Annotated in this window: 20 protein-coding genes; 16 read left to right on the top strand and 4 right to left on the bottom strand. The window is 50.8% G+C overall.

What is annotated here, in order from left to right; translation table 11 throughout:
• Window positions 1-52 precede the first annotated feature (52 nt).
• The 5 genes from AC6B99_RS01490 to AC6B99_RS01510 all read left to right on the top strand — a co-directional run bounded on the left by AC6B99_RS01490 (window position 53) and on the right by AC6B99_RS01510 (window position 7545).
• Complete coding sequence (locus tag AC6B99_RS01490) at window positions 53-1099, top strand: 2,3-butanediol dehydrogenase (protein ID WP_056030715.1); 1047 nt, start codon at window positions 53-55, stop codon at window positions 1097-1099.
• A 345-nt stretch (window positions 1100-1444) separates the two neighbouring features.
• Window positions 1445-2314 (top strand): ABC transporter permease, encoded by an 870-nt coding sequence (locus AC6B99_RS01495; protein ID WP_155972952.1) that lies wholly within the window; start codon window positions 1445-1447, stop codon window positions 2312-2314.
• 12 nt (window positions 2315-2326) lie between these two features.
• On the top strand, window positions 2327-3214 hold the full coding sequence (locus AC6B99_RS01500) for a carbohydrate ABC transporter permease (RefSeq protein ID WP_056030709.1): 888 nt from the start codon (window positions 2327-2329) through the stop codon (window positions 3212-3214).
• Window positions 3215-3227: 13 nt separating this feature from the next.
• Window positions 3228-5867 (top strand): glycosyl hydrolase, encoded by a 2640-nt coding sequence (locus tag AC6B99_RS01505; RefSeq protein ID WP_496662577.1) that lies wholly within the window; start codon window positions 3228-3230, stop codon window positions 5865-5867.
• A gap of 136 nt (window positions 5868-6003) precedes the next feature.
• The gene (locus AC6B99_RS01510) at window positions 6004-7545 is read left to right on the top strand and encodes a DUF5597 domain-containing protein (protein ID WP_496662578.1); all 1542 of its coding nucleotides are present in this window, start codon (window positions 6004-6006) and stop codon (window positions 7543-7545) included.
• Between the two features lie 736 nt (window positions 7546-8281).
• Here the strand turns inward: AC6B99_RS01510 and AC6B99_RS01515 are convergent.
• Window positions 8282-9325 carry a substrate-binding domain-containing protein gene (locus AC6B99_RS01515; RefSeq protein WP_494880012.1) on the bottom strand — a complete coding sequence of 348 codons (1044 nt, stop codon included), beginning with the start codon at window positions 9323-9325 and terminating at the stop codon, window positions 8282-8284.
• 283 nt (window positions 9326-9608) lie between these two features.
• Here AC6B99_RS01515 and AC6B99_RS01520 point away from each other — a divergent pair, with 283 nt between their 5' ends.
• The 5 genes from AC6B99_RS01520 (at window position 9609) to glpK (ending at window position 16253) form a co-directional block, all read left to right on the top strand.
• A complete protein-coding gene (locus tag AC6B99_RS01520; protein ID WP_494858925.1) occupies window positions 9609-11402 on the top strand; it encodes a DUF5605 domain-containing protein in 1794 nt (597 codons plus the stop codon).
• Between the two features lie 47 nt (window positions 11403-11449).
• Window positions 11450-12883: an L-fucose/L-arabinose isomerase family protein gene (locus AC6B99_RS01525; RefSeq protein ID WP_056030699.1), complete on the top strand. Its 1434-nt coding sequence runs from the start codon at window positions 11450-11452 to the stop codon at window positions 12881-12883.
• A gap of 64 nt (window positions 12884-12947) precedes the next feature.
• Window positions 12948-13793 (top strand): transketolase, encoded by an 846-nt coding sequence (locus AC6B99_RS01530; RefSeq protein ID WP_056032860.1) that lies wholly within the window; start codon window positions 12948-12950, stop codon window positions 13791-13793.
• Window positions 13794-13796: 3 nt separating this feature from the next.
• The gene (locus tag AC6B99_RS01535; protein WP_056030696.1) at window positions 13797-14735 is read left to right on the top strand and encodes a transketolase family protein; all 939 of its coding nucleotides are present in this window, start codon (window positions 13797-13799) and stop codon (window positions 14733-14735) included.
• Between the two features lie 12 nt (window positions 14736-14747).
• Window positions 14748-16253, top strand: coding sequence for a glycerol kinase GlpK (gene glpK, locus AC6B99_RS01540; protein ID WP_056030693.1), 1506 nt, complete (start codon window positions 14748-14750; stop codon window positions 16251-16253).
• Window positions 16254-16448: 195 nt separating this feature from the next.
• Here the strand turns inward: glpK and AC6B99_RS01545 are convergent, their stop codons facing one another.
• The gene (locus tag AC6B99_RS01545; RefSeq protein WP_442952516.1) at window positions 16449-16529 is read right to left on the bottom strand and encodes a putative holin-like toxin; all 81 of its coding nucleotides are present in this window, start codon (window positions 16527-16529) and stop codon (window positions 16449-16451) included.
• Window positions 16530-16747: 218 nt separating this feature from the next.
• Here AC6B99_RS01545 and AC6B99_RS01550 point away from each other — a divergent pair, with 218 nt between their 5' ends.
• The 3 genes from AC6B99_RS01550 to AC6B99_RS01560 all read left to right on the top strand — a co-directional run bounded on the left by AC6B99_RS01550 (window position 16748) and on the right by AC6B99_RS01560 (window position 19982).
• A complete protein-coding gene (locus AC6B99_RS01550) occupies window positions 16748-17599 on the top strand; it encodes a sugar phosphate isomerase/epimerase family protein (protein WP_056030689.1) in 852 nt (283 codons plus the stop codon).
• Between the two features lie 272 nt (window positions 17600-17871).
• Window positions 17872-18300, top strand: coding sequence for a MarR family winged helix-turn-helix transcriptional regulator (locus AC6B99_RS01555; RefSeq protein ID WP_056030685.1), 429 nt, complete (start codon window positions 17872-17874; stop codon window positions 18298-18300).
• A 32-nt stretch (window positions 18301-18332) separates the two neighbouring features.
• Window positions 18333-19982 carry an MDR family MFS transporter gene (locus AC6B99_RS01560; protein ID WP_056030682.1) on the top strand — a complete coding sequence of 550 codons (1650 nt, stop codon included), beginning with the start codon at window positions 18333-18335 and terminating at the stop codon, window positions 19980-19982.
• Between the two features lie 144 nt (window positions 19983-20126).
• Here AC6B99_RS01560 and AC6B99_RS01565 read toward each other — a convergent pair whose 3' ends face one another.
• Both AC6B99_RS01565 and AC6B99_RS01570 read right to left on the bottom strand, forming a co-directional pair.
• A complete protein-coding gene (locus tag AC6B99_RS01565; protein WP_496662579.1) occupies window positions 20127-21119 on the bottom strand; it encodes a formylglycine-generating enzyme family protein in 993 nt (330 codons plus the stop codon).
• 57 nt (window positions 21120-21176) lie between these two features.
• Entirely contained in the window at window positions 21177-22115 is a 939-nt protein-coding gene (locus tag AC6B99_RS01570; RefSeq protein WP_056030679.1) for a helix-turn-helix domain-containing protein, read from the bottom strand.
• Between the two features lie 302 nt (window positions 22116-22417).
• Between AC6B99_RS01570 and AC6B99_RS01575 the strand changes: the two genes are divergently transcribed.
• Genes AC6B99_RS01575 through AC6B99_RS01585 form a run of 3 tightly spaced genes read left to right on the top strand, consistent with a single transcriptional unit; the run spans window position 22418 to window position 25518 of the window.
• Window positions 22418-23710, top strand: a complete 1293-nt coding sequence (locus AC6B99_RS01575; RefSeq protein WP_496662580.1) for an ABC transporter substrate-binding protein — start codon at window positions 22418-22420, stop codon at window positions 23708-23710.
• A gap of 59 nt (window positions 23711-23769) precedes the next feature.
• Window positions 23770-24642, top strand: coding sequence for a carbohydrate ABC transporter permease (locus AC6B99_RS01580; protein ID WP_496662581.1), 873 nt, complete (start codon window positions 23770-23772; stop codon window positions 24640-24642).
• 9 nt (window positions 24643-24651) lie between these two features.
• A complete protein-coding gene (locus AC6B99_RS01585) occupies window positions 24652-25518 on the top strand; it encodes an ABC transporter permease subunit (RefSeq protein WP_494858939.1) in 867 nt (288 codons plus the stop codon).
• The last annotated feature ends 4 nt before the right edge of the window (window positions 25519-25522 follow it).

Consider the following 25522-nt stretch of genomic DNA (forward strand, 5'->3'; position numbering starts at 1 on the left):
GCGGTAAGGCAATATAAGCGCTATCATTTTGTTGCTAAAGGAGATGCTGTTTATGAAAGCTGCTGTTATTTATGGAGCTAAAGATGTCCGTATCGAAAATGTGAACGAGCCTGCAGCTGCGGCAGGCCAAGTGAAAATAAAGGTGGAATGGGCCGGGATTTGCGGAAGCGACCTGCATGCCTACCATCATGGGTTTGGCGTATCGGCCGAGCCTCATCCCGTTACAGGACGCGGCCTTCCGCTTGTGCTAGGCCATGAGTTTGCGGGCGTTGTGACCGAGCTTGGCGAAGGAGTAACCAATCTGGCTGTTGGGGACCGCGTAGCTGTAGAGCCGATCGTGTATGCCGAAGATGATTATTATGTACAGCGAGGCAAATACAATCTGGCTAGTCCGTTTGCTTTCCTTGGTTTGCAGGACGACGGCGGATTTGCTCAATATGCAGTCGCAAATGCCAGCAAAGCTCATAAGCTTCCGGATAATGTAACACTTGAAGAAGGGGCATTGATGGAGCCAACTGCCGTAACGGTTCATGCCGTTAAGGAGAGCCAGTTGAAGATCGGTGATTCGGTCGTCGTTTACGGGGCGGGCCCAATTGGGCTGTTAACGATTATGGCAGCGAAGGCGGCTGGAGCTGCGAGCATTATGGCTGTAGATATTTCGCCGGAACGTTTAAGCAAAGCGCTTGAAGTTGGCGCAACCTCGGTTGTGAACAGCTTGGAAGCAGATGCAACGACAGAAATATTGGCCCAGCATGTGAACGGCGTCGATGTGGCCTTTGAAGCAGCAGGCGCACAAGCGACATTTACCAGTGCTCTTGAGGTCATCAAAAAAGGCGGGCAGCTGCTCATTATTGCCGGTTATGCCAGCCCGGTTACTTTGGATGTGAACAGCATCTTGGTGAAAGAGATATCGATTAAAACGTCACTGGCCTACCATCATATTTTCCCAGAGGTCATCGCCATGGTTTCTTCGGGCCGCCTTGATGTGAAGAAGGTCATTACGAAAAAAATCAAGCTGGACAACCTCGTTGAGGAAGGTCTGGAGCTGCTCATCAAAGACAAAGCGCAGGCTAAAATTTTGATTCATACCCAATCCTGATTCTATTATTAAAAACAAATAGGCTGTTCCAAAGGTCATGCAAATGGGCCTTGGAACAGCCTATTTGTTTTTTTGGCTGGCACGAGGCTCTCAATGGTGGAGCAGGAGCGTCGTAATAGTGCAAATGAGAAGTCGTCTGAGCGGTAGAGGGCGCAAGGGTGCATGCACTATCATCAAAGTATAAGACAGCGACAAGCTCATGCTGAAGAAAGAAGGGGTTCACCTATGGAACAAACGACGGGAAATAAAGGGACAGTGGCAGCGGCAGCTCCCCAGCAGGCAAAGCAGGTTGCCAAATCAAACGTGAAAAAGAAACAGTTCAAGCGCTATTTGCCTTTGTTTCTGATGATGCTTCCGGGGCTGGCGTATTTGATCATTAACAATTATGCACCGATGTTCGGCCTCATTATCGCCTTCAAAAACATCAATTTTGCACAAGGGATTTGGGGCAGCGAATGGATCGGGCTGCAAAACTTCGAATATTTGTTCAAAACGACAGATGCCTACATCATTACGCGGAACACGATTTTGTATAACGGCGGCTTTATCATTTTGAATTTGGTCATAGCGGTAGGAATAGCGATTTTGCTCAATGAGATTCGCAGTAAAATTATGGCCCGCTTTTATCAAAGCGTCGTGCTGCTGCCCTTTCTCATATCCATGGTTATTGTCAGCTATTTGGTTTATGCGGTGCTTAGCATTGAAACGGGCTTTATGAACAAGACGGTTCTGCCGTTTCTGGGACTCGACGCTATTTCCTGGTACAGCGAGGCGCAATACTGGCCCTATATTTTAACCATTGTGCATGTGTGGAAAAGCGTTGGCTTCTACTGCGTCGTTTATTTGGCGGCGATTATTGGAATCGATCAGGAATATTATGAAGCGGCAACGCTCGATGGCGCATCCAAATGGCAGCAAATTAAATCGATTACGCTGCCGCTCATATCGCCAGTGATTACGATGATGACGCTGCTTGCGATCGGCCGGATTTTTTACTCCGACTTCGGCTTGTTTTATCAAGTTCCTATGGACGCAGGTGCGCTCAGTGATACGACAAACGTTATCGACACTTATGTATATCGCGGCTTGATGCAGCTCGGTGATATCGGGATGTCCTCTGCGGCAGGCTTGTATCAATCGTTGGTCGGATTCCTTCTGGTTCTGCTAGCCAACTACATTGTACGCAAAATCAACAAAGACAACGCATTATTCTAAGGAGTGAATGACATGACGCATGAAAATAAATTATGGCAGTGGTCAGCCAACCTGTTTATGATGGCCGTATCGATTGCCTGCCTGCTGCCCTTCGCCTTGCTGGTTATATCTTCTTTCACCGATGAGCAGGCAATTATCAGCAATGGCTATTCCTTTTTTCCAGAACAATTCAGCTTGACGGCTTACCGTTATTTGCTTGATCAATCGCAGGAGCTGCTGCGGGCTTATGGCATTACGATACTGGTTACCGTTCTAGGTACATCGGTCAGCTTAATTATTACATCTATGCTGGCTTACCCGCTGTCGAGAAGAGATATTCCGCTGCGCAACCCACTGGCGTTTTTCGTCTTTTTCACGATGCTGTTCAACGGCGGGCTTGTGCCGACTTACCTCATTTACACCCAATATCTCGATATTAAAAATACGATCTGGGCGCTCATTATTCCGGGCCTCCTGATGAATGGCTTTAACGTTATGCTCATGCGCACGTTTTTCATTACGTCCATTCCTGTCCCGATTTTGGAATCGGCTTACATTGACGGGGCAACTGAATTCAGAACGTTCCGTTCGATCGTGCTGCCGCTGTCGCTGCCGATTTTGGCAACGATTGGCCTGTTCCAGACGATTGGCTATTGGAATGACTGGTTCAACGGGCTCGTTTATTTAACAGATCCGAAGCTGTTCAGCATTCAGAACATTTTGAACCGGATACTGACGGACATTCAATTTCTGTCGAACAGCGGCCTTGGCTCCAATGCAGGTCAAAGCATGGCCAAAATGCCAAGCGGCACCGTGCGGATGGCGATTGCAGTAGTCGGCGTTATTCCAATCCTTATCGCGTATCCTTTTTTCCAAAAATATTTTGTTAAAGGCATTACAATCGGGGCGGTAAAAGGATAGGGGGACGACGGCGATGGCGGAACGTTTACGGCATGTGCTTGCAAGAGAGGAAGAAAACTACATTATGCCTCTTCTGTGGCAGCGCGGCGAGGAGGAAGGGCAGATCCGCGAGGAAATGGAGCGAATATATGCTTCAGGCATTAAGGCGGTCATCGTGGAATCGCGCCCGCATCCAGATATGCTTGGTCCCGGCTGGTGGCGGGATATCGATATCATTATGGACGAGGCGCGCAGCCGCGGCATGAAGGTGTGGTTTTTCGATGACGACCATTTTCCAACGGGACATGCAGCAGGCAAGCTGAAGGAAGCTCCGGCTGAGCTGCGCAGAACGTATTTGGCGGAGCGGCATATCGACGCTGTCGGGCCGGCTCCGCAAGCCTCCTTCCTGCTCAATACGCTGCTCCATCCAGGCGATAAGCTGGTCGCGGTTGTGGCGGTTAAGCGTGGAGGGAAACTAGGCGTTACTGGCGCTGAGCAGCTTAGCGGATTTATCGAGCTGACATCCAGCGTGCAAAATAGCGTGCTTTACTGGGATATTCCCGAAGGCTTCTGGCGCATTTTCGTCCTGATTGAGACGGCGGAAGGCGCGGAGGAAGCGAAGCGGAACTATATTAATCCGATTGTGCCGGAGTCTACGCAGGTGTTAATCGACGCGATTTATGAGGGCTATTACGAGCGGTATCGGGATGATTTCGGCAAGACGCTGGCAGGCTTTTTCTCCGATGAGCCGGGCTTCTACAACGATAAAACGACGTTTGACTTCAATTCCCGATTAGGCAAAAAGGGTATCGTCCTGCCGTGGCGCCACGACATGCTGGAGCTGCTGTCCGCCGAATTCGGGCAGCCTGCTGCGGCGCTGCTGCCGCTGCTTTGGTACGAGGGCGGCGAGCAGACGGAGGCGCTGCGCTATACGTTCATGAATACGGTCAGCAAGCTGTATGCCGAGCATTTCAGCGGCAAGCTGGGCGACTGGTGCCGCGAGCGCGGCGTCGAATATATCGGTCATATCATTGAAGACAACAATGTGCATGCGCGGCTCGGCTGCGGGCCGGGACATTTCTTCCGCTCGATGTGGGGCCAGGATATGGCGGGCATTGACGTTGTGCTGCATCAAATTATGCCGGGTTTTGACGAGGTGCCGTTTACATGGATCGCCGGGGAAACGGACAGCGAGTTTTTCCATTATGCCCTTGCGAAGCTTGGCTCGTCACTGGCGCATATCGATCCGAAGAAAAAGGGCCGGGCGATGTGCGAAGTATTCGGCGCCTACGGCTGGAGCGAAGGCCTCAAGCTGATGAAATGGCTGACCGACCATATGCTCGTTCGCGGCATTAACTATTTCGTACCCCATGCTTTTTCGCAAAAAGAGTTCCCGGATGCCGACTGCCCGCCGCATCTGTATGCACGCGGCGAAAATCCGCAATATCGCTATTATCGCCAGCTGAACGATTATACGAACCGCATCAGCCATTTGCTGAACGGAGGACGCCATTATGCGACGGCGGCGGTGCTATACCATGCGGATGCGGAGTGGTCAGGCGCTGAGGCGATGCTGATTCAGAAGCCGATTAAGGCACTGATGCAGGCGCAAATCGATTGCGATGTCATTCCGTTTGATGTTCTGGCAGCAGGAGCTGCCATGGTGAGCGGCGGCGAGCTGCTTGTGGGAAATGAGGCGTATCAATGCCTCATCGTGCCTTATGCTGAAGCGCTGCCGGCAGTGCTCGTGGAGCAGCTGGCAGAGCTGGCTGAAGCAGGGCTGAAGCTGCTGTTTGTAGATGGGCTGCCTGCCCGCACCATTGAGGGAGGCGGAGAAGCGGCGGAGCTTAAGCGCCTGAAAGCGCTGGAACACGCAGCAATTGTTCCGCTTGCAGAGCTTGCGGCGACGCTGCGCGATGAAGGTTTGTACGATATTGAGACGGCGGATGCCGCGCCGTACTTGCGTTATTACCATTATGGACATCAGGACAGCGATGTTTATTTCTTTTTCAACGAGCATCCTTATGAGGTTGTGGATACGGTTGTCAGCTTTCAAACTTCTGCGCGGATGATGGTTTATAACGCCTTTGACAATCAACTGAGCGATGCGAATGTGGAACATATAGATGGTGTGAACCGCCTGAGAATTAGGCTGAGTGCTTACGAGACTTTGATCGTGCTGTCTGGCGAAGAGCTGCCGCAAGCGACGGTGCAGACGCTGCCCAATTATACAGCATGTGTGCCGATAGAGTTGTATGGCGAATGGACGGTTTCAACCTCCGGCTCATTTCAATATCCGGTATTTGAAAGCTATGGGAAGCTGAGCGAGCTGGAAAATATCAACGGCCCGCAACGGCTGCCGGATTTCACCGGAACGATCCGTTATGAGCTTGCATTCGATTGGGATGGCGAGGGCGAGCCGTTGTACTTGGATTTGGGTGCGGCGTTTGAAACGGCGGAGGCAGCGGTGAATGGCGTGAAGCTGGGTACGGCGATTGCCCCGCCTTATCGCTTTGCAGCTGGAATGGCCATTAAGCCGGGAACGAACCGGCTTGTCATTGAAGTGACTAATACGCTGGGCAAGCAGCAGAAGGATTTCTTCTCGCGTTTTATGCAGCAGGAGCCCGGTGGCCTGATTGGGCCCGTACAGCTGCTTGTAGCGCCGAAGGTCTAAGGGGTAAGGACTAAGGGCCAAGGCAGCAGCGAAATTTGTAGAGCAGTAAACCGAAGCGTGGTGAAAACGATGGAGTAAGGCTCCTTTTTCGCCGCGTTCTATACTTAGATGGTTAAACCGAAAGGAGCTAGACACTATGGAGCAAATCCCTCATTTAGTGAGCGAGAATGGAACATCCACTTTGTACGTAAATGGTGAGCCTTACCTTGCGCTTGGCGGGGAAATTCATAATTCCAGCGCTTCAAATCTTGCCTATATGCAGGAGAAAGTGTGGCCAGAAGTTCGCAAGCTGAATTTAAATACGATTATTGCCCCGGTCTATTGGGAATTAATCGAGCCAGAGCAGGGCACGTTTGATTTTTCGCTCGTTGAGGGGTTAATTGAGCAGGCTCGTGCGGAAAATATTCGTTTAGTGCTCCTTTGGTTCGGCTTATGGAAAAATGGCAAGTCCAGCTATGTGCCGAGCTGGGTGAAACGGGATTATGCGACGTATTTCCGTGCCTGTTATGCCGATGGCTCGCCTTCGGATACGATTTCTCCGCTGTGCGAAGCGGCGGTAACGGCTGATGCGGCAGCTTTCAAGCGTCTGATGGCGTTTCTTAAAGCGTTTGATGAGGGAACCCACACCGTAATAATGATTCAGGTGGAAAATGAAATCGGCTTTCTAGGCAGTGAACGCGATTATTCAGCAGCGGCGAACGCTGGATTTGAAGCGGCTGTGCCTACGCAGGTAGCTGAGGGTTATGGCGTGCAGGGAAGCTGGGAGCAGGCTTTTGGAACGGATGCAGGCGAATGGTTCATGGCGTACCATTACGCGCTTGCGGTTGAACGCATTGCGAGCGCAGGCAGTGAGTCATATCCGCTGCCGATGTTCGTCAACGCATGGCTGGAGCAATATCCATGGCGGGCAGGCACGTATCCGAGCGGCGGGCCAGTCGCCAAAGTGATGAAAATGTGGAAGCTTGCGGCACCAACCCTTTGCCTGTATGCCCCGGATATTTATTTGTCCAGCTTTGCGGACGTATGCCAAGAGTACACGCAGGATGGCAATCCGCTGTTCATCCCTGAAGCGCGGCGCGATGTTTCCTCAGCTGCCAATGTGTTTTACGCTATGGGCAAGCACGATGCACTAGGCTTTGCGCCGTTCGGCATAGAAGGCTTTTTTCCTGAGGAAGCTGCAAGCGGCGGGCCTGATTTCAGCATTATGATGGCGCTGAATATTGATTTTTCCGGGTTTGTCGTTAATGGGACAGGGCCTTATCTTGCCCAAAGCTACAAGCTGCTTGGCGGCATGCTCGGGCTAATTCAGCAAAATCGCGGCACGGGAAAAATGACCGGCTTTCTCCAGCAAAACGATGGCGGCTGCATTCTTCCCTTTTCCCGCTACGATGTGAAGCTGTCCTATAAACGGCCGGCAGAAGGGACGCCTCCAGCGGGCGGGCTCATCATTGAGCTGTCCGAGGATCGTTTTATTTTCGCGGGGATCGGTTTTTCGGTGGAGCTTCTACCCAAACAGGGCGAACGCGCGAAGGTCGGCTTGATCCGCGTGGAGGAAGGAGCATTCGAGCAAAATGAGTGGGTTCGAGGCAGAGTGCTGAACGGTGATGAGTCTGCGTATCGCATTGCGGTAGGCGATTATGCCTCGGCGCTATATATTGAGGCTTATACGTATAAATAAGGCTTATACGTACAAATAAAGCTTGATATGTACAAACAAAATCGTCGCTGTACCTAGGGCATCTATGCAAACGTAAGAAAGCCAACTGCTGATCGAATTTAGCGCCAAACGTATTTCCGTTACCGGGAGTGCTACTCCTTATCAAAGCGGGCATACTTACTTCAAGATAGCTTCGTTCTCTTCATCAGTGCGAGCATACGTGTCGAAAGATTGCTCGTTCTTTTCACCAATGACCATACGTGCAGAAAGATAGCTTCGTCCTTTTTGTTTCAGGGATTTAAATCGTGCGTAAGGGAGTGGCTTGGCGGACACAGCAGCCGCTATTTCAACAGAATCCAGGGTATGGCACCGTTTGCGGACTCAGGAGCAGCTAATGCGCTTGAAATAGCCATTTTGACGGGAAAATGAGGGCAATAACGGATTTCCTGTCCGCGTAGAACCTGAAATCGGGTCAAAAGCCTGAATAGCGGAACCTGAGTCCTCGCAAAAAGGTCTGAGCATTTCGACCGGAACTGCGTGAGCTCAGCATCAATCGTAGGCTGCGTTTCCACACCATTGAATCGTGAGATGAGATCGACCTCAGTAGGCTATAAGCTTGCAGCATTAGGTAGACTATGTTTTGCATACACACCTCAGTTGATCTAAACAAGCGCTGCTTAATCATGCATATGCAAAATAATATAAAAAAAATAGCCCTCCTGGCTTCCGCTCAACGCGTTCCTGGAAGGGCTATTCGTCATCGATAGGATGGCGCGCTGGATGAATGGCGGACGATAAATTGCGTGTCGACGGCAATTTTAGTTTTGACCGCATGGTCCTGTTCGATGGCTTCAATGGCTAAATCGACGGCGAGATGGGCCATGCGCTCTTTTTCTACATGTACGGTCGTGAGCTCTGGCGAAACAATTCGCGCCTCAGAAATGTTGTCGAAGCCAACGACAGAGGTGTCCTCGGGAACGCGGAACCCAAGGTCAGTCAGCGTCTTAATGGCGCTGATCGCGATGTAGTCGCATTCGCAGAAAAAGGCGGTTGGCAGCTGGCGTCCGGCCGCTTGATAGGCCGCGAGCTGATTTTTCAGCTCCTCCTGAAATGAGGTTATCGTCGGGGCGACGGAAAAAATGTCTTTCTCGTCGATCGACAGTCCCCGCTCCTCTAATGCGGACATAAACCCAATGCGCCGATCATCAAAATTGCTGATCCGCACATTGGATGCCAAATAACCGATATGCTCGTGGCCAAGCTGGCATAGATGCTCACCCGCCTGATAGCCGCCCATCACATTGTTGATCGTAATGAAATGGACGGGAAGCGTCTCAAAGCAGGTATCAAGCACGACGAGCTGTGCGGGCAAGCGGTCAGCCAAACTGGCAATTTGCTCTCTATCGAGGTTCGTGCCGAGCAAAATGACGCCATCGCTGCGGATATCCTCCGCCAAGGCATGGCTGTCACTGGAAAAAGCGTTGACGTCAATTGACGTAAACAGCAGTGAATAGCCCTTGGCCCGGCAGCGTACCTCTATGTAATGAATGAGCTCACGGAAAAAAGGCTGCTGATAATATTGCTCCAGTACGATGCCAGAATTGGCTAAAACGAGAAAGGTCAGCGTTTTGCTGGCGGCTTCCGGCTGTGCGGCTCGTGTTTTAGGCAGATAGCCATTGTCCTTGGCAACCTGCAAAATGCGCTCGCGGGTTTCTTGTCCGATTCCCGGCTTGCCGCTGAAGGCAAGCGAAACTGCTGATTTCGAAACGCCGGCAAGGGCGGCGATGTCTTCCATTTTCACAATAAGTGATTCTCCCTTCGAGCTTTAAGCCGTTTGTTTAGTAAGTTTAGTGTATATCCAGCGGGCATTAAATGCAATGGACATTCGTAGTTTAGCTAAATAATTTAGTTAATACACTAAATTAAAGCGTTTTATTTATATAAACTTATTGACTAGTCGCAGCTTTGCTGCTAAATTGGGAATATGAATGCAGGAAAAGTCCATCACAAGTTTCGTTTTAGTTTAGTTTGTTTCGCTAAACTTATAATAGGCTAGAAGCAGCAGCCAATAGGAGGATGCGAGGATGATTTTTAGTGAGGAAACGAAGATCGGATACATTTGGGCGAGCCCCGAGGGACGGAAGGTTTTGCTGAAGCATGCTCCTGAGCTTGCGCATTCGCCATATCTTTCTTTTATAAAAATGAACACACTGCCGCGCTTCGCAACCTCAAACCAAGCGTTAATGCGCTCACCGGAATGGGTGGCGGAGGTGCTGGCTGAGCTTGCTGGCATTGAATACGTAATTGAGGATGAAACGGCGCAGGAGGCTGCTTCTGCTTTAGATACGGTGAGCAAGGAAGCTTCAGCAGCACAGCTGCCGAACGAGGCACCGCTAGAGGCTGAGGGGTCGGCGAAGCTGCTCGCGCAGAGCGAAGTCGCGCGCTGGGCCGTTTATGAGCTGGAGCTGCATGGCCCCGCTCATGGCAACCCTTTCACGGACGCGACTCTCAGCGCCGTGTTCAGCCAAGGAAACAGAAGCCTGACCGCACAAGGCTTCTACGACGGAGACGGCATCTATCGCGTGCGCTTCATGCCCGATGCCGAAGGCGAGTGGCGCTACCGCACGAGCAGCAGCGTCCGCGCCATGAACGGCATTGCCGGCAGCTTCGCCTGCCGCAGCGCCGAAACCGGCAACCACGGTCCGGTGCGGGTAGCGGACACGTATCATTTTTCCTACGAGGACGGCAGCCGTTATTTGCCTGTAGGAACTACCTGCTATGCGTGGACGCATCAGGGGCAGGAGCTGGAGGAGCAGACGCTCGCCACGCTCGCGCAGACGCCGTTCAACAAGCTGCGGATGTGCGTATTCCCCAAAGCCTACCTATTTAATGATAATGAACCGCCGCTTTATCCGTATGAGCGTTTGGCAGATGGGCAATGGGATTTCACGCGCTTTAATCCGGCGTATTTCCGCCATTTGGAACAGCGGATCGCTGATTTAGGAAAGCTGGGCATCGAGGCGGATTTGATTTTGTTCCATGCGTATGATCGCTGGGGCTTCTCCGAAATGTCGAAAGCGGCAGATGACCGCTACCTGCGCTACATTACAGCGCGTTTAGCGGCTTACCGCAACGTTTGGTGGTCGCTCGCCAATGAATATGACCTGATGTGGGCGAAGGAGGAGCCGGATTGGGAGCGTTTTGCCCAGATCGTTACGGATAATGATCCATACGGGCATCTCATTTCCATCCATAATTGCTTCGGTTTTTATGACTATACCCGACCTTGGGTGACGCATTGCAGCGTTCAGCGAGTGGATGTGTACCGGACAGCGGAGAACACCGACCAGTGGCGCAAGGACTGGAATAAGCCGATTGTCATTGACGAATGTGCCTATGAAGGCGATATCGATATGGGCTGGGGCAATATTTCGGGCGAAGAAATGGTGCGCCGCTTCTGGGAAGGTGCGGTTCGCGGCGGCTATGTCGGCCATGGAGAGACTTATTTGCACCCGGAGGACATTTTGTGGTGGTCGAAGGGCGGCAAGCTGCATGGCACAAGCCCAGAGCGGATTGCCTTTCTGAAAAAAGTGCAGGAGGAAGGGCCGGAGCAGGGCCTAAATCCATTGCGATCCGAGTGGGACGCACCATCGGCTGGCATTGCCGACACTTATTATTTGTTTTATTACGGCTTCAATCAGCCGCGCTATCGGAACTTTACGATGAAGCCGGGCATCGCGTATGAGGTGGAAGTGCTGGATACGTGGAACATGACGGTGACCAAGCAGGCTGGTATTTATGAAGGAACGTTTCGCATTGAGCTGCCGGGCAGGCCATATATGGCGATTCGAATGCAGCGTGCAAATACGAATGGATAATAGCTTGGCCTAATCGTTCATTATGAGTCAACAAGGGGGAGTCAGCGGTGAAAAAGTTGAAGCTTGGCTACGCGCCAACAAGGCGGTTTGTTTTTAGTGCAGAGGATGCGTTTCGGTATAAGGTGCTCATTAAGGAAAAAATCGAAAGCTTCGGCATGGATATTGACATTGTCGATCTGGAGGGTCTCAACAGCGAGGGGCTGCTCTATGATGATCATATTAATGCGGAGGAGATTGCAGAGCATTTCCGGCGTGAAAATGTCGATGCGGTTTTTTTCCCGCATTGCAACTTCGGCACGGAGGATACCGTTGCCCGCGTAGGCAAGGCGCTCGGCAAGCCGGTGCTGCTGTGGGGCCCGCGCGATGAGTCGCCGCTTGAGGACGGCATGCGCCTGCGCGATACGCAGTGCGGACTATTCGCTTCCGGCAAGGTGCTGCGCCGCTTCAACGTGCCGTTCACCTATGTAACGAACACAAGGGTCGATGATCCGGTGTTTGAGCGCGGGTTCACGAACTTTATCGCCGCGGCCAATGTGGTCCGTAAGTTTCGTTCTTTAAGAATTTTGCAAATCGGGCCGCGCCCTGCTTCCTTTTGGACGATGATGTGCAATGAAGGCGAGCTGCTTGAGCGGTTCGGCATTGAAATTCATCCGATTACGCTCGTCGATATTCAGCGCGCTTCGCAGCGCATTGAGAAAGGCAATAGCTCCGAGCTGGCGCAAGCGATCGACTACATTAAAGCGAAGCTCGACTGGTCGGAAGTGACGGAAGCCGATGTGCGCCGTATTGCTGCGCTTAAGGTAGCGATGAAGCAATATGCGGTGCAGACAGGCAGCACAGCGATTGCAATCCAATGCTGGTCTTCGCTTCAGGATGCGATGGGCATTATGCCTTGCCTAGCCAATGCAATCCTCACCGATGAGCAAATTCCGGTTACCTGTGAGACAGATATTCACGGCGCTATTACGTCAGTCATGGTGCAAGCTGCAACGATGAATCAGCATCCAACCTTCTTCGCGGATTTGACTGTGCGCCACCCGGAAAACGCCAATGGCGAGCTGCTTTTCCATTGCGGCAACTTCCCGGTTTCCTTGTCTGTCGAGAACAAGCCAAAGCTGCGCAAGCATTTTCTGTTTGACGATCATGCGCCGGGAACACATGAAGGAGAGATTAAAGGCGGCGGCATGACGCTTGCCCGCTTCGACGGCGACCACGGCGAATACCAGCTGTTTTTGGGCAAAGCACGCGGGATTCAGGGACCTTATACGCGCGGTTCGTATGTATGGGTCGAGGTTAACGATTGGCCGCTATGGGAAGAAAAGCTGGTTAAAGGCCCTTACGTTCACCACTCCGTCGGCATTCACGCCAATGCGATTCCAGCGCTGTATGAAGCGTGCCAATATATTCCTGGCTTGAAGCCAGATGCGGTTGATCCGACAGAGCGGGAAATTCAGGCATGGCTGCGCGGCTCAGGCTTGTAATCGGGATAGAAGGCAACGCGGAGGAAAACAACGAGGAGGGCTAGCGATGGGGAGCAACGCAAGCATGAGCAGCAAGGAGCTCAAAAGCAAAGCAGCACAAATCCGGATGGATTTGCTGCGCATGATTCATGGCGCAAAGACGGGACATACGGGCGGTTCATTGAGCAATACGGATATTTTAACGGCCTTATATTATAAAATTATGACGATTGATCCGGCCCGTCCAAAATGGCAGGAGCGCGACCGTTTTATTGCAAGCAAAGGGCATTCTGTCGAATCATTATGGTGCATTTTGGCTGACCGCGGTTTTTTCCCGAAGGAGGAGCTTGCGACGTTCAGCCAGTTTGGAACAAGGCTCATCGGCCATCCGAACAATAAAGTGCCAGGCATTGAGATGAATACGGGAGCGCTTGGGCACGGGCTGGCGATATCGGTAGGCATGGCGCTTGCTGCGAAGAAGGATGCGAGAGCGAGCCGCGTATTTTGCCTAATGGGCGACGGCGAGCAGGCGGAAGGCTCGGTCTGGGAAGCGGCGATGGCTGGCGCTCATTACAAGCTCGACAATTTGGTTGGCATTATCGACCGCAACCGGCTGCAAATTAGCGGTTCGACGGAAGAGGTTATGGGACTGGAGCCATTGGAGGAAAAATGGGCCGCTTTCGGCTGGCATGTCGTCTCCATCGATGGCAATGATATAGACGCGCTTGTAGAAGCTTTCGAGTCTGCCCCGGCTGTGGCTGGCAAACCTACGCTCGTTATGGCGAATACGGTGAAGGGCAAAGGAGTGTCATTTGCTGAAAATGTTCCGCATTGGCATCATCATGTGCCTAACGATGAGGAGCTGGCAAAGGCGCTAGCTGAGCTTGAAGCCGTCATCAACAGCTACTCACAGGAAGGGCAGGTGCAATAAGCGATGGCGAATAAAATACCGAATCGGCAAGTCATTTGCGAGACGCTGGTGACGCTGGCGCAGGAAGACAAAGATATTATGGTGCTGGCGAGCGACTCGCGCGGCTCGGCGGCAATGGCGCCTTTCGCCAATGCTTATCCCGAGCAGTTTGTAGAGGTCGGCATCGCGGAGCAAAATATTGTCGGCATCTCAGCAGGCCTTGCCCACAGCGGCAAAAAGCCATTCGTGACGTCGCCGGCTTGCTTCCTGAGCATGCGCAGCATCGAACAAATAAAAGTCGATGTCGCGTATTCTGGCACAAATGTGAAGCTCGTTGGCATTAGCGGCGGCATTAGCTACGGCGCACTCGGCATGTCGCACCATTCGGTGCAGGATATCGCTGTGGCACGGGCGATTCCGGGGCTAGCGATTATATTGCCGGCGGATCGCCATGAGACGAAGCGGATGACCGAAGCGCTTGCCGTACATGAGGGCGGCGTGTACGTCCGTATCGGCCGCAATCCGGTCGAAGACAGCTACGAGTCGGATGACTACGAATTTGTCATTGGCAAAGCGGTTACGATGCGTGAAGGCAGCGATATTACGATCATTGCGACGGGAGAGACGGTACGCATCGCCTTGGATGCGCAGGCAGAGCTGGCGGAAGCAGGCGTGTCGGCACGTGTGCTGAACATGCATACGATCAAGCCGCTTGACGAGGAAGCCATTGTGCGGGCTGCGCAGGAAACGGGCGGCATCATTACCGTTGAGGAGCACAGCATTCATGGCGGGCTGGGCGCAGCGGTTGCCGAGGTAGTCGTGCAGCAGCATCCGGTACCGATGCGGATTTTGGGCATTCCCGATGAGCCGGCGATAGCTGGGAAATCGTCCGAAGTGTTTGACCATTATGGCATTAGCAGCAGCAATATAAAAGCGGTTGCTCTAGGCATGCTGAGAAAGTAGAGGGCCTTGGCGATGGACAAAAGCTATCTGCTGACGATTGATCAAAGCACGTCCGGCACGAAGGCGCTCGTCATTAATCGCGCGGGCGAGGTTGTGTCCCGCAGTGCTGCGGAGCATAAGCAGTATTATCCGCAAGCAGGCTGGGTGGAGCATGACCCGCTGGAAATTTATGAGCAGGTGAAGCGGACAGCGAAGGAAGCACTGGAGGCGGCAGGCATAGCAGCGGGCGAGCTTGCGGCCCTTACCATTACGAATCAGCGGGAGACCGCTGTAATGTGGGATAAGGAGACGGGCGAGCCCGTTCATCGCGCCATTGTGTGGCAGTGCCAGCGTACTGCTGAGCGCTGCGATGCGCTAAAGGCAGAGGGCTTGGAGCCGCTTGTACAGGCGAAGACAGGCCTGCTGCTTGATCCGTATTTCTCGGCGGCAAAATGGGGCTGGCTGCTGGAGCATGCCGCCGGCGCCAAGGAGCTGCTCGCAGCAGGCAGGCTGCTCGTCGGTACGATCGACAGCTGGCTGCTATGGAAGCTGACGGGCGGGGACGTGCATGCAACCGACTATACGAATGCGAGCCGAACGTCGCTGTTTAATATTCATACGCTCGAGTGGGATGCGGAATTATGTGGGCTGTTCGGCCTTCCACCTGCGCTGCTGCCCGAGGTGAAATGCTCGGATGAGCGGTTCGGTTACACGAACGACTCGGATTTATTCGCTGAGCCCGTCGCGATAGCGGGCGTCGTTGGCGATTCGCAAGCTGCGCTTTATGGGCAGCTGTGCTTGGAGCCCGGCATGGCGAAGGCAACCTACGGCACCGGGACGTCGGTGCTGATGAATGTGGGGAGCAAGCCAGTCGCTTCCAGCAATGGGCTGGTGCTCGCCATTGCTTGGGGGCTCAGCGGCAAAATGACCTATGCGCTGGAAGCGGTCATTCGCACCTCCGGCGACAGCATGCGCTGGGTGCGGGATAATCTGGGGCTGTTCAGCTCGTTTAGCGAGCTTGCGCAGCTGCTTGAGGAGACGCCAGACAATGATGGCGTCTATCTAGTCCCAGCCTTCGTTGGGCTGGGCGCGCCCTATTGGAAGCCGCATGCCCGGGCGGCGATTACCGGCATGAGCCGGGGAACGGGCAAGGCGCATATTGTGCGCGCCGCCCTGGAAAGCATCGCCTATCAGGTGCGCGATGCGGCCGAGCTGATGCAGGCGGAGACCGGCATCGCTCTGAAGGGTCTGCGGGCCGATGGCGGAGCGTCGGATAATGCCGTGCTCATGCAGTTCCAGGCGGATATGCTCGGGCAAACCGTCGCTAAATCCGGCGTAGCGGAGCTTTCCGCAATGGGCTCTGCCTATATGGGCGGCGTAGGTGCAGGCTTTTGGGCGAATGAGGAGCAACTGGTTCAGCTATTGAGCACTAAGGAGAACGCTTATCGCTCGTATGCGCCTGCGATGAAGCAGCAAGAGAGAGACCGCTTGTACAAAGGCTGGAAGCAAGCGGTTGCCTCTGTATTGCATGACGGCTAGTTAAGTCAACAATTAAACGACTTTTTGTATGACTTTAGGCAACGAAGCATGTTATAATGCTTATAGATTATGCGTACAATGCAAAGAGAGCCGTGCGTCAACACGACTCTCTGCGCAATAGCCGCTTTTAAGGGCGGTAGGCTCCGCAATGAATGAGATACACGAATAGACCGCATTCCTTTGCTAGAGGGCGGTCTATTTGCGTTTATTGGACAGCAGCGCTACGATAAGCGTACCAAAGGTAAGCATAAGCATGAGTGCTTCGAAAACTGTCACAGGGCATCCCTCCCTTCTTGAGGAGGTAGCCGACCGCGCCTTTAAGCCTATTCTATTACTTTGCGATTATACCATGGAGTAGGATGAAATGGATAGATATGTATATTTAGAATAAGCTTTAGCAGCGCAAAATAGCCAACATTGACGCAGGTACAAGCTTTAAGGTATAAAAAGAGTGTAAACGCTTTTATTTTCACATCGAGAGGAGAATTACCTTTATGACATTGGAAATTGGATTGCAGCTGTTTTCTGCCAAAACCGAATTTGCACGCGATCGCGCCGGCACTTTAAATAAAATTGCGGAGATTGGCTACAAAAACATCGAAATCCCACTCGATTTTACAGGCCAGGATATGTTTAAGCTGGGGGACTTAAAGGCTGCTGATTTGAAGCAAATGGTAGATCAAGCAGGCTTGAATGTGATTGCCACGCACATTTTCGTCTCGGACGATGCGCAAATCGCTGATGTCATTGCCTTCAATCAAGAGCTGGGCAGTACGAAAGCGATTATTCCGATTTCATTTTTCACCAATTACGAGGATGTCCTTGCCTTCAGCGAGAAGCTGAACCGCTATGGCAGCCAAATGCGCGAGCAGGGCATCAGCCTGCTTTATCATAACCATTTCCATGAGTTCCAGAAGTTTAATGGAAGCTATGCGCTCGATATTATTTTGGAGCATACTTCTCCTGAAAATGTCGGTTTCGAGCTTGATACCTACTGGGCGCTTCGCGGCGGCGTTGATGCTGTAAGCTATATCGAGAAGCTGGGCAGCCGCTGCGAATTTATTCATCAGAAGGATTTGCCGGCGAGCGTTAACCCGGTTAACCTTTTTGAAACGCTTGATGAAAATGAGCCTGTGACGATGGGAACGTTCATGTCGATTGGCAGCCCAGATGCATTCACCGAAATTGGAGAAGGCACGATTGATATTGCGGGCATTTTGCGGGCGACCCAAAAGCATACAAGCACTAAATACATCATTGTAGAGCAGGACGCAACAAACAAAGGCGAGCTGGAAAGCATTGAGATTAGCTATAAAGCTTTGACTAAGCTGTTGGCTGAGCTGTAGAATACAGCAATTATAAACGACTGCTATCATAGTTGAAAAAGTAAGAGCCGAGATCTGTTTTGCAGATTTCGGCTCTTTTTGATTTTGCCCAAGTAATTCCCAGCCGACCCAAAATCGAATGGGCTAAAGCATTGACTAATTTCCTGAAAAGATTTATAGTGATAAATAGTTTAGTGATGAAATATTTATTAATTGCGCTTTATGGCTAAGCGCTGGAATGATTGTTCGAGGAAAGCAATTACGATGAAAGCAATCAAGAAAGGAGTGAATACATGCCAAGCAGGGAAGACGTCGTCGAGCTCTCCACTATGTTCAAATTGATCATGAGAAATGCAAATACAGAGTGGAACAAGCGGATGCAAGGGAATATGTCGTTGTCCCAGTTCAAGCTGCTTTATTGGCTCAAGCAGGGTGGTCAGCAAAGAGTGTCCGATCTGGCGGAGAAAATGTGCATTTCCGCTGCCGCCATAACGGGATTGGCTGATAAGCTGTCTGCTGACGGCAACATTGATCGGGTTCGGGATGAGGAAGACCGCCGTGTCGTATACATCGATATTACCGATAAAGGGAAAGCTACACTCGACCAAATATCGGATGATCAAAAAGAGACGCTGAGCATGATGTTGGATTGTTTGGACCCAGAGGACATCGCGCATTTAAAACGGATTTTCAAAAAGCTAAGCGTTCAATTTCATACTTAATTCACACCGGATGAGAGGAAGAGATTTTATTTATGGAACATTTATCACAAAAAAGAAAGCTGACCATTATGGTGGCAATTATGTTCGCTATGTTTTTTGCAGCGATCAACCAAACCATCGTCAGTACGGCGATGCCAAGAATTATTGCGGAGCTGCACGGTATGGAGCTGTATACATGGTCGATTTCGATCTACATGCTCACTTCAACCATTGCGACCGTTCTTGTCGGCAAGCTGTCGGATATTTACGGACGTAAGCCATTTATATTGGCTGGTATTTTATTTTTTATCATCGGCGCTTTTCTTGCAGGGACGTCGACTGACGTTTATCAAATGATTTTCTATCGTGCGATACAAGGTGTGGGCGCGGGTATTATTATGGCAACAGCCTTTACCGCAGTAGGCGACTTATTCCCGCCAAGGGAACGCGGCAAATGGACCGGAATTATGACAGCCGTTTTTGGTTTTTCCAGCGTTCTTGGCCCAACCTTCGGCGGTTATATCGTTGACCACATGGCGTGGCACTGGGTGTTCTGGATTTTCCTGCCGATCGGCATTATCGCCTTCATTATGATTTTGATGCTGTTTCCGAAGACGGAACGCAAGCAATCCGAGTCGATTGACTACTTGGGCTCGCTGTTTCTGACAACAACGCTTGTGCCGTTGCTGCTTGCTTTTACATGGGCTGGTACGAAATATGCTTGGGGCTCTGCCCAAACCATTGGTTTATTCGCAGTAACGATCGTATCAGCGATCATTTTTGTAGCCGTTGAATCCAAGGCGAAAAGCCCTGTGCTTCCGCTTCATTTTTTCAAAAATGGAATTGTAACGCTCTCTAATGTGATTGGCTTCCTGATGAACTTCGGGATGATGGGCGCTTTGATTTACCTCAGCTTCTTCGTGCAAGGCGTGCTGGCGATTTCGCCAACCTATGCCGGATATGTAACGATGCCCATGTCGATTGGTATGGTCATTACGAGCGCGATTGGCGGCCAATTGATCAGCAAATCGGGCAAATACAAAAAATTCGCCTTAATCGGCATGCCGCTCATGGTGGCAGGCATGGTGATGATGGTGTTCATGAACAGCGTGTGGATGGCGGTTCTGGCGATGACTGTTTTCGGCCTGGGCCTCGGCCTTGGGATGCCGGTATTCTCGCTGGCCATTCAAAATGCGGTTCCATTCAAGGAGCTTGGCGCCGTTACGGCGGCAATGCAGCTGTTCCGTAATATGGGCGGCACGATCGGGATTGCCGTAATGGGCACCGTGCTTTCAACCAGCTTGAAAAATAATCTGACCGAGCTTGCCCAGTCGGGAGAAGCGGTTGACCTAAGCAAGCTTGATCCGAAAGTAGCCCAAGAGTTTGCCGTATTTGCCAATCCGCAAATGCTGACGAACCAGCCGGAGCTGGAAAAGCTGCATCAAAGCTTGCCAGCCGACCTTCAACCGTTATTTACTAAAATGGTTGAAATGCTTCGCGAGGCGCTCGCTTCGTCGCTTTCTACCGTGTTTCTGGCAGGTACGCTCATTTTGGTGGGCGCGGTTATTCTGACCTTCTTCCTGAAAGAAATTCCGCTCCGAACCTCGAATGCAACGCCACAGCCGGCAAATCCGGATGCAGCGTCGGATACGGATGCAGGCAGCAAGCTGCGCGGCAAGCTTGTCGGTCAGACGACAGAATAAGCAAATTCAAATCTGTACGCTTCTATATCAAAATGAATGCCATTAATAAAAAAGCTCTCCTGCATGAGGTTCGGCTTCACGAATGCCGACTACACGCAGGAGAGCTTTTTTTATAGCGGAAAACCAGAAGTGATTGATGTGCAATCAGGCATCTCTTGCGCAGCGGAATCCCATATTGCCGGAAGCGCTGTCGGGCGTATTGGAGCTGCGGGCGGCAACCCGATAACGATTGCAGTAGGAGCGATGGCACAGGTAGGAGCCGCCCTTCATCACCTTGCTTTGTCCTCTTGGAGGTCCTTGGGGATTTTGGAGCGAAGCTGATTGATGATAATCCACACTAAACCAGTCTGCACAGAACTCCCATACATTACCGACGATATTGTAAAGGCCATATCCATTCGGCAAATAAGCATCCACAGGAGCGGTCCCTGCATAACCATCCTTGCTGGTATTCACTGTCGGAAATTTTCCCTGCCAGATGTTGCAGCGATATTGTCCGTCAGGCTTTAATTCATCTCCCCAAGGATAACGCTTTTGATCCAGTCCGCCACGAGCAGCATACTCCCATTCCGCCTCCGTTGGAAGCCGTTTCCCCGACCATTTGCAATAGGCTAAGGCATCGTTAAAGGAAACCTGTACGACAGGATGATCCATCCGGTCTTCAATGCTGGAATCCGGCCCATCCGGATGCTTCCAGTCGGCGCCCTCCACGACCCACCACCAAGGTGTGCGTTGAACAGATCGGGTAACCGTCCGCGCACATGCCTCTGAAACAAAAAGATGGAATACGTAAGACCAGCCATATTGCTCGGATTCGGTTGCGTAGCCAGTATCATCAACAAATTGTTTGAATTCCCGGTTGCTGACCGCATAGGCATCTATATAAAACGGAGATAGCTCAACCTCGCGAACTGGTCCTTCCCCGTCGCTGGGAAACCCTTCTAAATCGTCAGTTCCCATCTGAAAAGTGCCACCTGGCAATAATATCATAGAAGGCTGAGGCGGATTTTCGGAGGGTTTGCTTGCTCTCAGCGGTTTATGGAAGCAAGTAGATGAAGATAATGGAGCTGTGCTGCTGTCTTGGCGTCTTGCTGCACAACAAGACTTGTCAGGCTGATGATTCATTTCATCACTCATTAATCGATATCCCTCTTTTTATATGATTTCTTATCTACGGATCACGGATACGCAAGCTTACTCGTGCTTGATACCATGTTGCAGCAGTCGGCGTCTATACGCCATTGGCGACATGCCCTCAGATTGCTGAAAAGCCCGGGAGAAATGGTGCTGGTCTTCAAAGCCTATTTGACTTGCAATATCTTTAATCGGGTAGGAGGTCAGCATTAGCAAATCTCTAGCCCGCTGGAGTCGGGCATGGCGAACGTATTTCATGGGAGACAAACCATAAGTCGTTTGAAACAGCGTCCGCAGCTGCTCCTTGCTAAGCGATACATAGGTGGCAAGATCTTCAAGTGATGGCGGCTTATCCAAGCGTTTTTCTACATAATCACAAATCTCGAATACACGGTCATCATAAGAGACGGGGTGTTCAGGAAGCCGGTAACGGATCGTTTGAAACAGCTGCTGTACCCACAACATGCCCTTTGCGCGAATTTTTAAATGCTGAATCGTTTGGTCTGTATTTAATTTGAATAAAGGAAATGGTTTGTCGTAGCCCTTTTCGCTCGATTTAATGTCCTTTTCGTCAAATGGCTGCAGAAAAGCATTATAATCGTCTGCCAGCCTTCTCCATTCTTCAATTAAAGCGTGTATGTCTTCGGAAGGAGCATCAGAGACGACATGGGGAAATCTGTAGGAATGAATAAAATCCATCGCTCCGACCTTGGCTTCACAGGCCAATGACAAATAATGAAACGGCTGATCGGCGCTAACCTCTCCCCAGGCTAGAGCTGTTTTGGGAGCAATGGAGACGATGTCTCCTTTCTTAAGGGGATAACGAATGTGATTAAGCTCAATGACAGCTGTCCCAGACAAGACGATCCAGAAGGTTGTGTAAGGGAAAATATACATATGCTCACGCCTCTTCGATAACTTCCATTCCTTTAACCAGCGGATATTAATGTTCAAGTGATCCAAAGAGCTTTGATTGCTAAACTCAATGAGATTTTTCATGGTGAACGACCTTTCCTGGCGGCAGTCTGTATTTTTGAAACATATTAGCTTGCTTGTGATAAATACGAGCGACAGTCATGATGCTATAATTGTAAGCATTAACGAGCTTTAATACAAGTAAGTTAATAGGAATAATAAGTTTGTGTTTCAAATATAGGAAAGTCTATCCTTTCTCTATATTTCTCGGAATGAAACGCGCCGCGCCGCCAAAAGGACGGAGACAGCCGTTTCACCTTCAGACCAGATAACTGGATGACATTTTGCTTGTATACTCGATATGAAAGAATCCAGGGGGAAATGGTATGAAGAAGATTACGGCTCTATCGCTTGCAATGATGCTGACATTAACAGCCCTTTTAACCGCATGCTCGTCGGGCCTGCCCAATAAAGAGGGGGCGTCCGCAGCTGGCTCTTCTAATGAAGAGGTGACATTGAAATTGTGGTATCCGGGAACGGATCAAATTGTAACGGATGCTGTTAACGCAACGATTCAAGGGTTTGAAGCGAAAAACCCGGGAATAAAGGTAGAGGCTACCTTTATTCCATGGGCTGATTATTTTCAAAAGCTGACCGTTGCTTATTCCGGGGGACTGCAGCCAGACGTGCAGGGCTTAGGATTCGGGCAGCTGATATCTACGGTAAGCCAAGGCAAATACTTGAATTTAACGCCATATATTGAAGCGGATAAATGGGAGGGGCAAGCCGACTTCTTCCCTGATATTTTGAAAGCCGGCCAATATGAAGGAGGTCAATACGGGCTGCTGCTGCCAGAAATACGTCCCCTCGCTTGGCGCAAGGACTTCTTTAAGGAGGCAGGCTTAGATCCGGACAGTCCGCCGAAGACGTTTGATGAAATATTTGAATATGCCGAAAAGCTCAAGGTCGTCGAAGGCGGCAAAACGGTTCGCGGCGGTATCGACATCCAGACCAGCAATGGGGAGCAATCTTATTTATCCCTGCTTCTGCTGCTTGGGGAAGATTTTTATGATGCGGAAGGGAATCCGACGTTTGACTCCCCGGTATCCGTTCAGCTTGTGCAGAAGCAGGTTGATTTGTACAATTCGGGAGCCATTATTCCGTCCAATCAGCAGCAAGTCTCGGGAACGCCGTTTCAAAACAGTCAGGCAGCGATGGCATTTACTTCAACGCAAGGCGCGGCGTCGCTGCAAAAGTCGGTAGGCCAAGGCAAACTTGGCTGGGCGCTGCCGCCAGCAGGGCCGGATGGGGAAAGAACCGCGCTCATGTTAGGGACGTTTCTGTCCGCTGCCGGTCAGACGAAGCATCCGCAGGAAGCATGGGCATTTATAAAGTATTGGTTTGAAAAGGACAATGTGCTGGAGTTTACCTCCAAGACGGGATCGATTCCGCCGCTTCAATCGCTTAAAGGTGAATATGTGAAGCTAGGGGAAGGAAATGAGATTGCCTTCGAGGCGCTTAAAGATGCAAGGGGCTACGGCGCCTCAGGCAACTGGTCAATTAACGTAAAGTATTTGCGTATTGCGCTCGAAGAAGCTTTTAACGGGATAAGACCTGCCGAGGAAGCCTTGAAAGAGAATGCCAAAAAGGCTAGAGAGGAGATTGCAAACGCCAAATAAATTTGCAATCGAGGACAGGGACGGATTACAAGCCATCCCATCGATCTCAGGAGGGTGTTATGCAAAGAGGCTGGAACCGTTTCATACCTTATTTTTTAATATTACCGAATGTCCTGTTGTTTACGGTGTTTATTTTGGTGCCGCTGCTCTGGATATTTTATTTAAGCTTAAACGACTATACGATGCTGAACGCCCCGAAATGGGTAGGTCTGAAAAATTATTCGCTTTTGTTGAAAGACAGCATTTTTCATCAGGCCGTTAAAAATACAGCCTTGTATTGGATGGGCACTGTCGTCCCTAGCATGCTGCTGGGCCTAGTGCTCGCTAATTTGCTTTCAACGCGGCTGAAGGCTTTATCTGCGTTCCGTGCGCTCATCTATTTGCCGGGCGTCATTTCGTCGGTAGCGGTTGCGATGACATGGCTATGGATGCTCGACCCGCTGCAGGGACCTGTTAACAGTCTACTTGGGCTTATCGGAATCGATGGGCGGAACTGGTTGCAAGATCCCGCAACCTCGCTGCCGACCGTCATCGTCATTGGTATTTGGACCGGAATAGGCTACGCCATGATTATTTTTTTGGCAGGCATTCAAAATATTTCTGAAAGTCTTTATGAGGCTGCCAGCTTGGATGGAGCTTCTGTACTGAAAAAATTCTGGTACATTACGGTACCGCTGCTGAAGCCGATGACATTATTTCTTTTCGTTACGTCAACGATTCGATCATTTCAGGTGTTCGATTTGGTATTTGTATTAACGGGCGGTGGCCCTGCGAATTCAAGCACGACGATCGTTACGCAAATCGTGGGTGCCAGCTTCCAAGAGTATCGGATGGGGTATGCCTCGGCAATGGCCGTATTCCTTCTTGCATTAACGCTGTTTATCACCTTGATTCAGTATGCCATAGGCAGCCGGAATCAGGCAGGCGAGTAGAGGTGAACAATGAGATTATCTAAAGCAGAACAAGGATTGGCTTACACGGCCTTGCTTTTATTTTCGCTCGTAACGATATTGCCATTATTGCTGGCCTTCTTTACTTCCATGAAGGGAGATGAAGAATTTTCACTTCAAGCGATGCGGCTGCTGCCTTTAGAGTGGCATCCCGGCAATTATGTGAGGGCGCTTGAAATGGGGGACTGGCTAACCTATTTAAAAAATTCCGTGTGGGTAACGTCGATTGCGCTGGCGGGGAGCCTTTTGTTTAACTCCATTGCTGGATTTGCTTTTGCGCGTATAGCATTTAGAGGCAATTTGCCGATTTTTCTAACGCTGCTGGCTGGAATGATGGTGCCTGCGCAGGTTATTATTATTCCGCAATTTCTAATTATGAAGTCGATTCCTTTATTTGGGGGAAATGATTGGCTTGGAGCGGGCGGTAGCGGATGGCTGGACAGCTATTATGCTTTAATCGTTCCGGAGCTTGCAGGAGCGTTTGGCGTATTTATGGCGCGTCAATTTTATTTGCAATTTCCTAAGGCGCTCGATGAGGCTGCTTATATCGACGGTGCCGGGTATCTTCGCTTATTCCTTCGCATTTATGTGCCGCTGAGCGGTCCATTGTTTGCGACGCTTGGCATTTTTAAATTCGTAGGCGTTTGGAACGATTTTTTCCATCCGCTCATTTATACGAATAGTGCTTCTATGCGCACGCTCCAGCTGGGTCTGCAAACCTTTCGCGGCGAGCACCAGGTTCAATACAATTTATTGATGGCAGCATCGCTTCTTATATCTGTGCCCATTATTGCGATGTTTTTCATATTCCAAAAGCAATTTATTCGCAGTATGGTCGCGTCAAGCGTGAAAGGATGATTAC

Source organism: Paenibacillus liaoningensis, assembly GCF_059609455.1.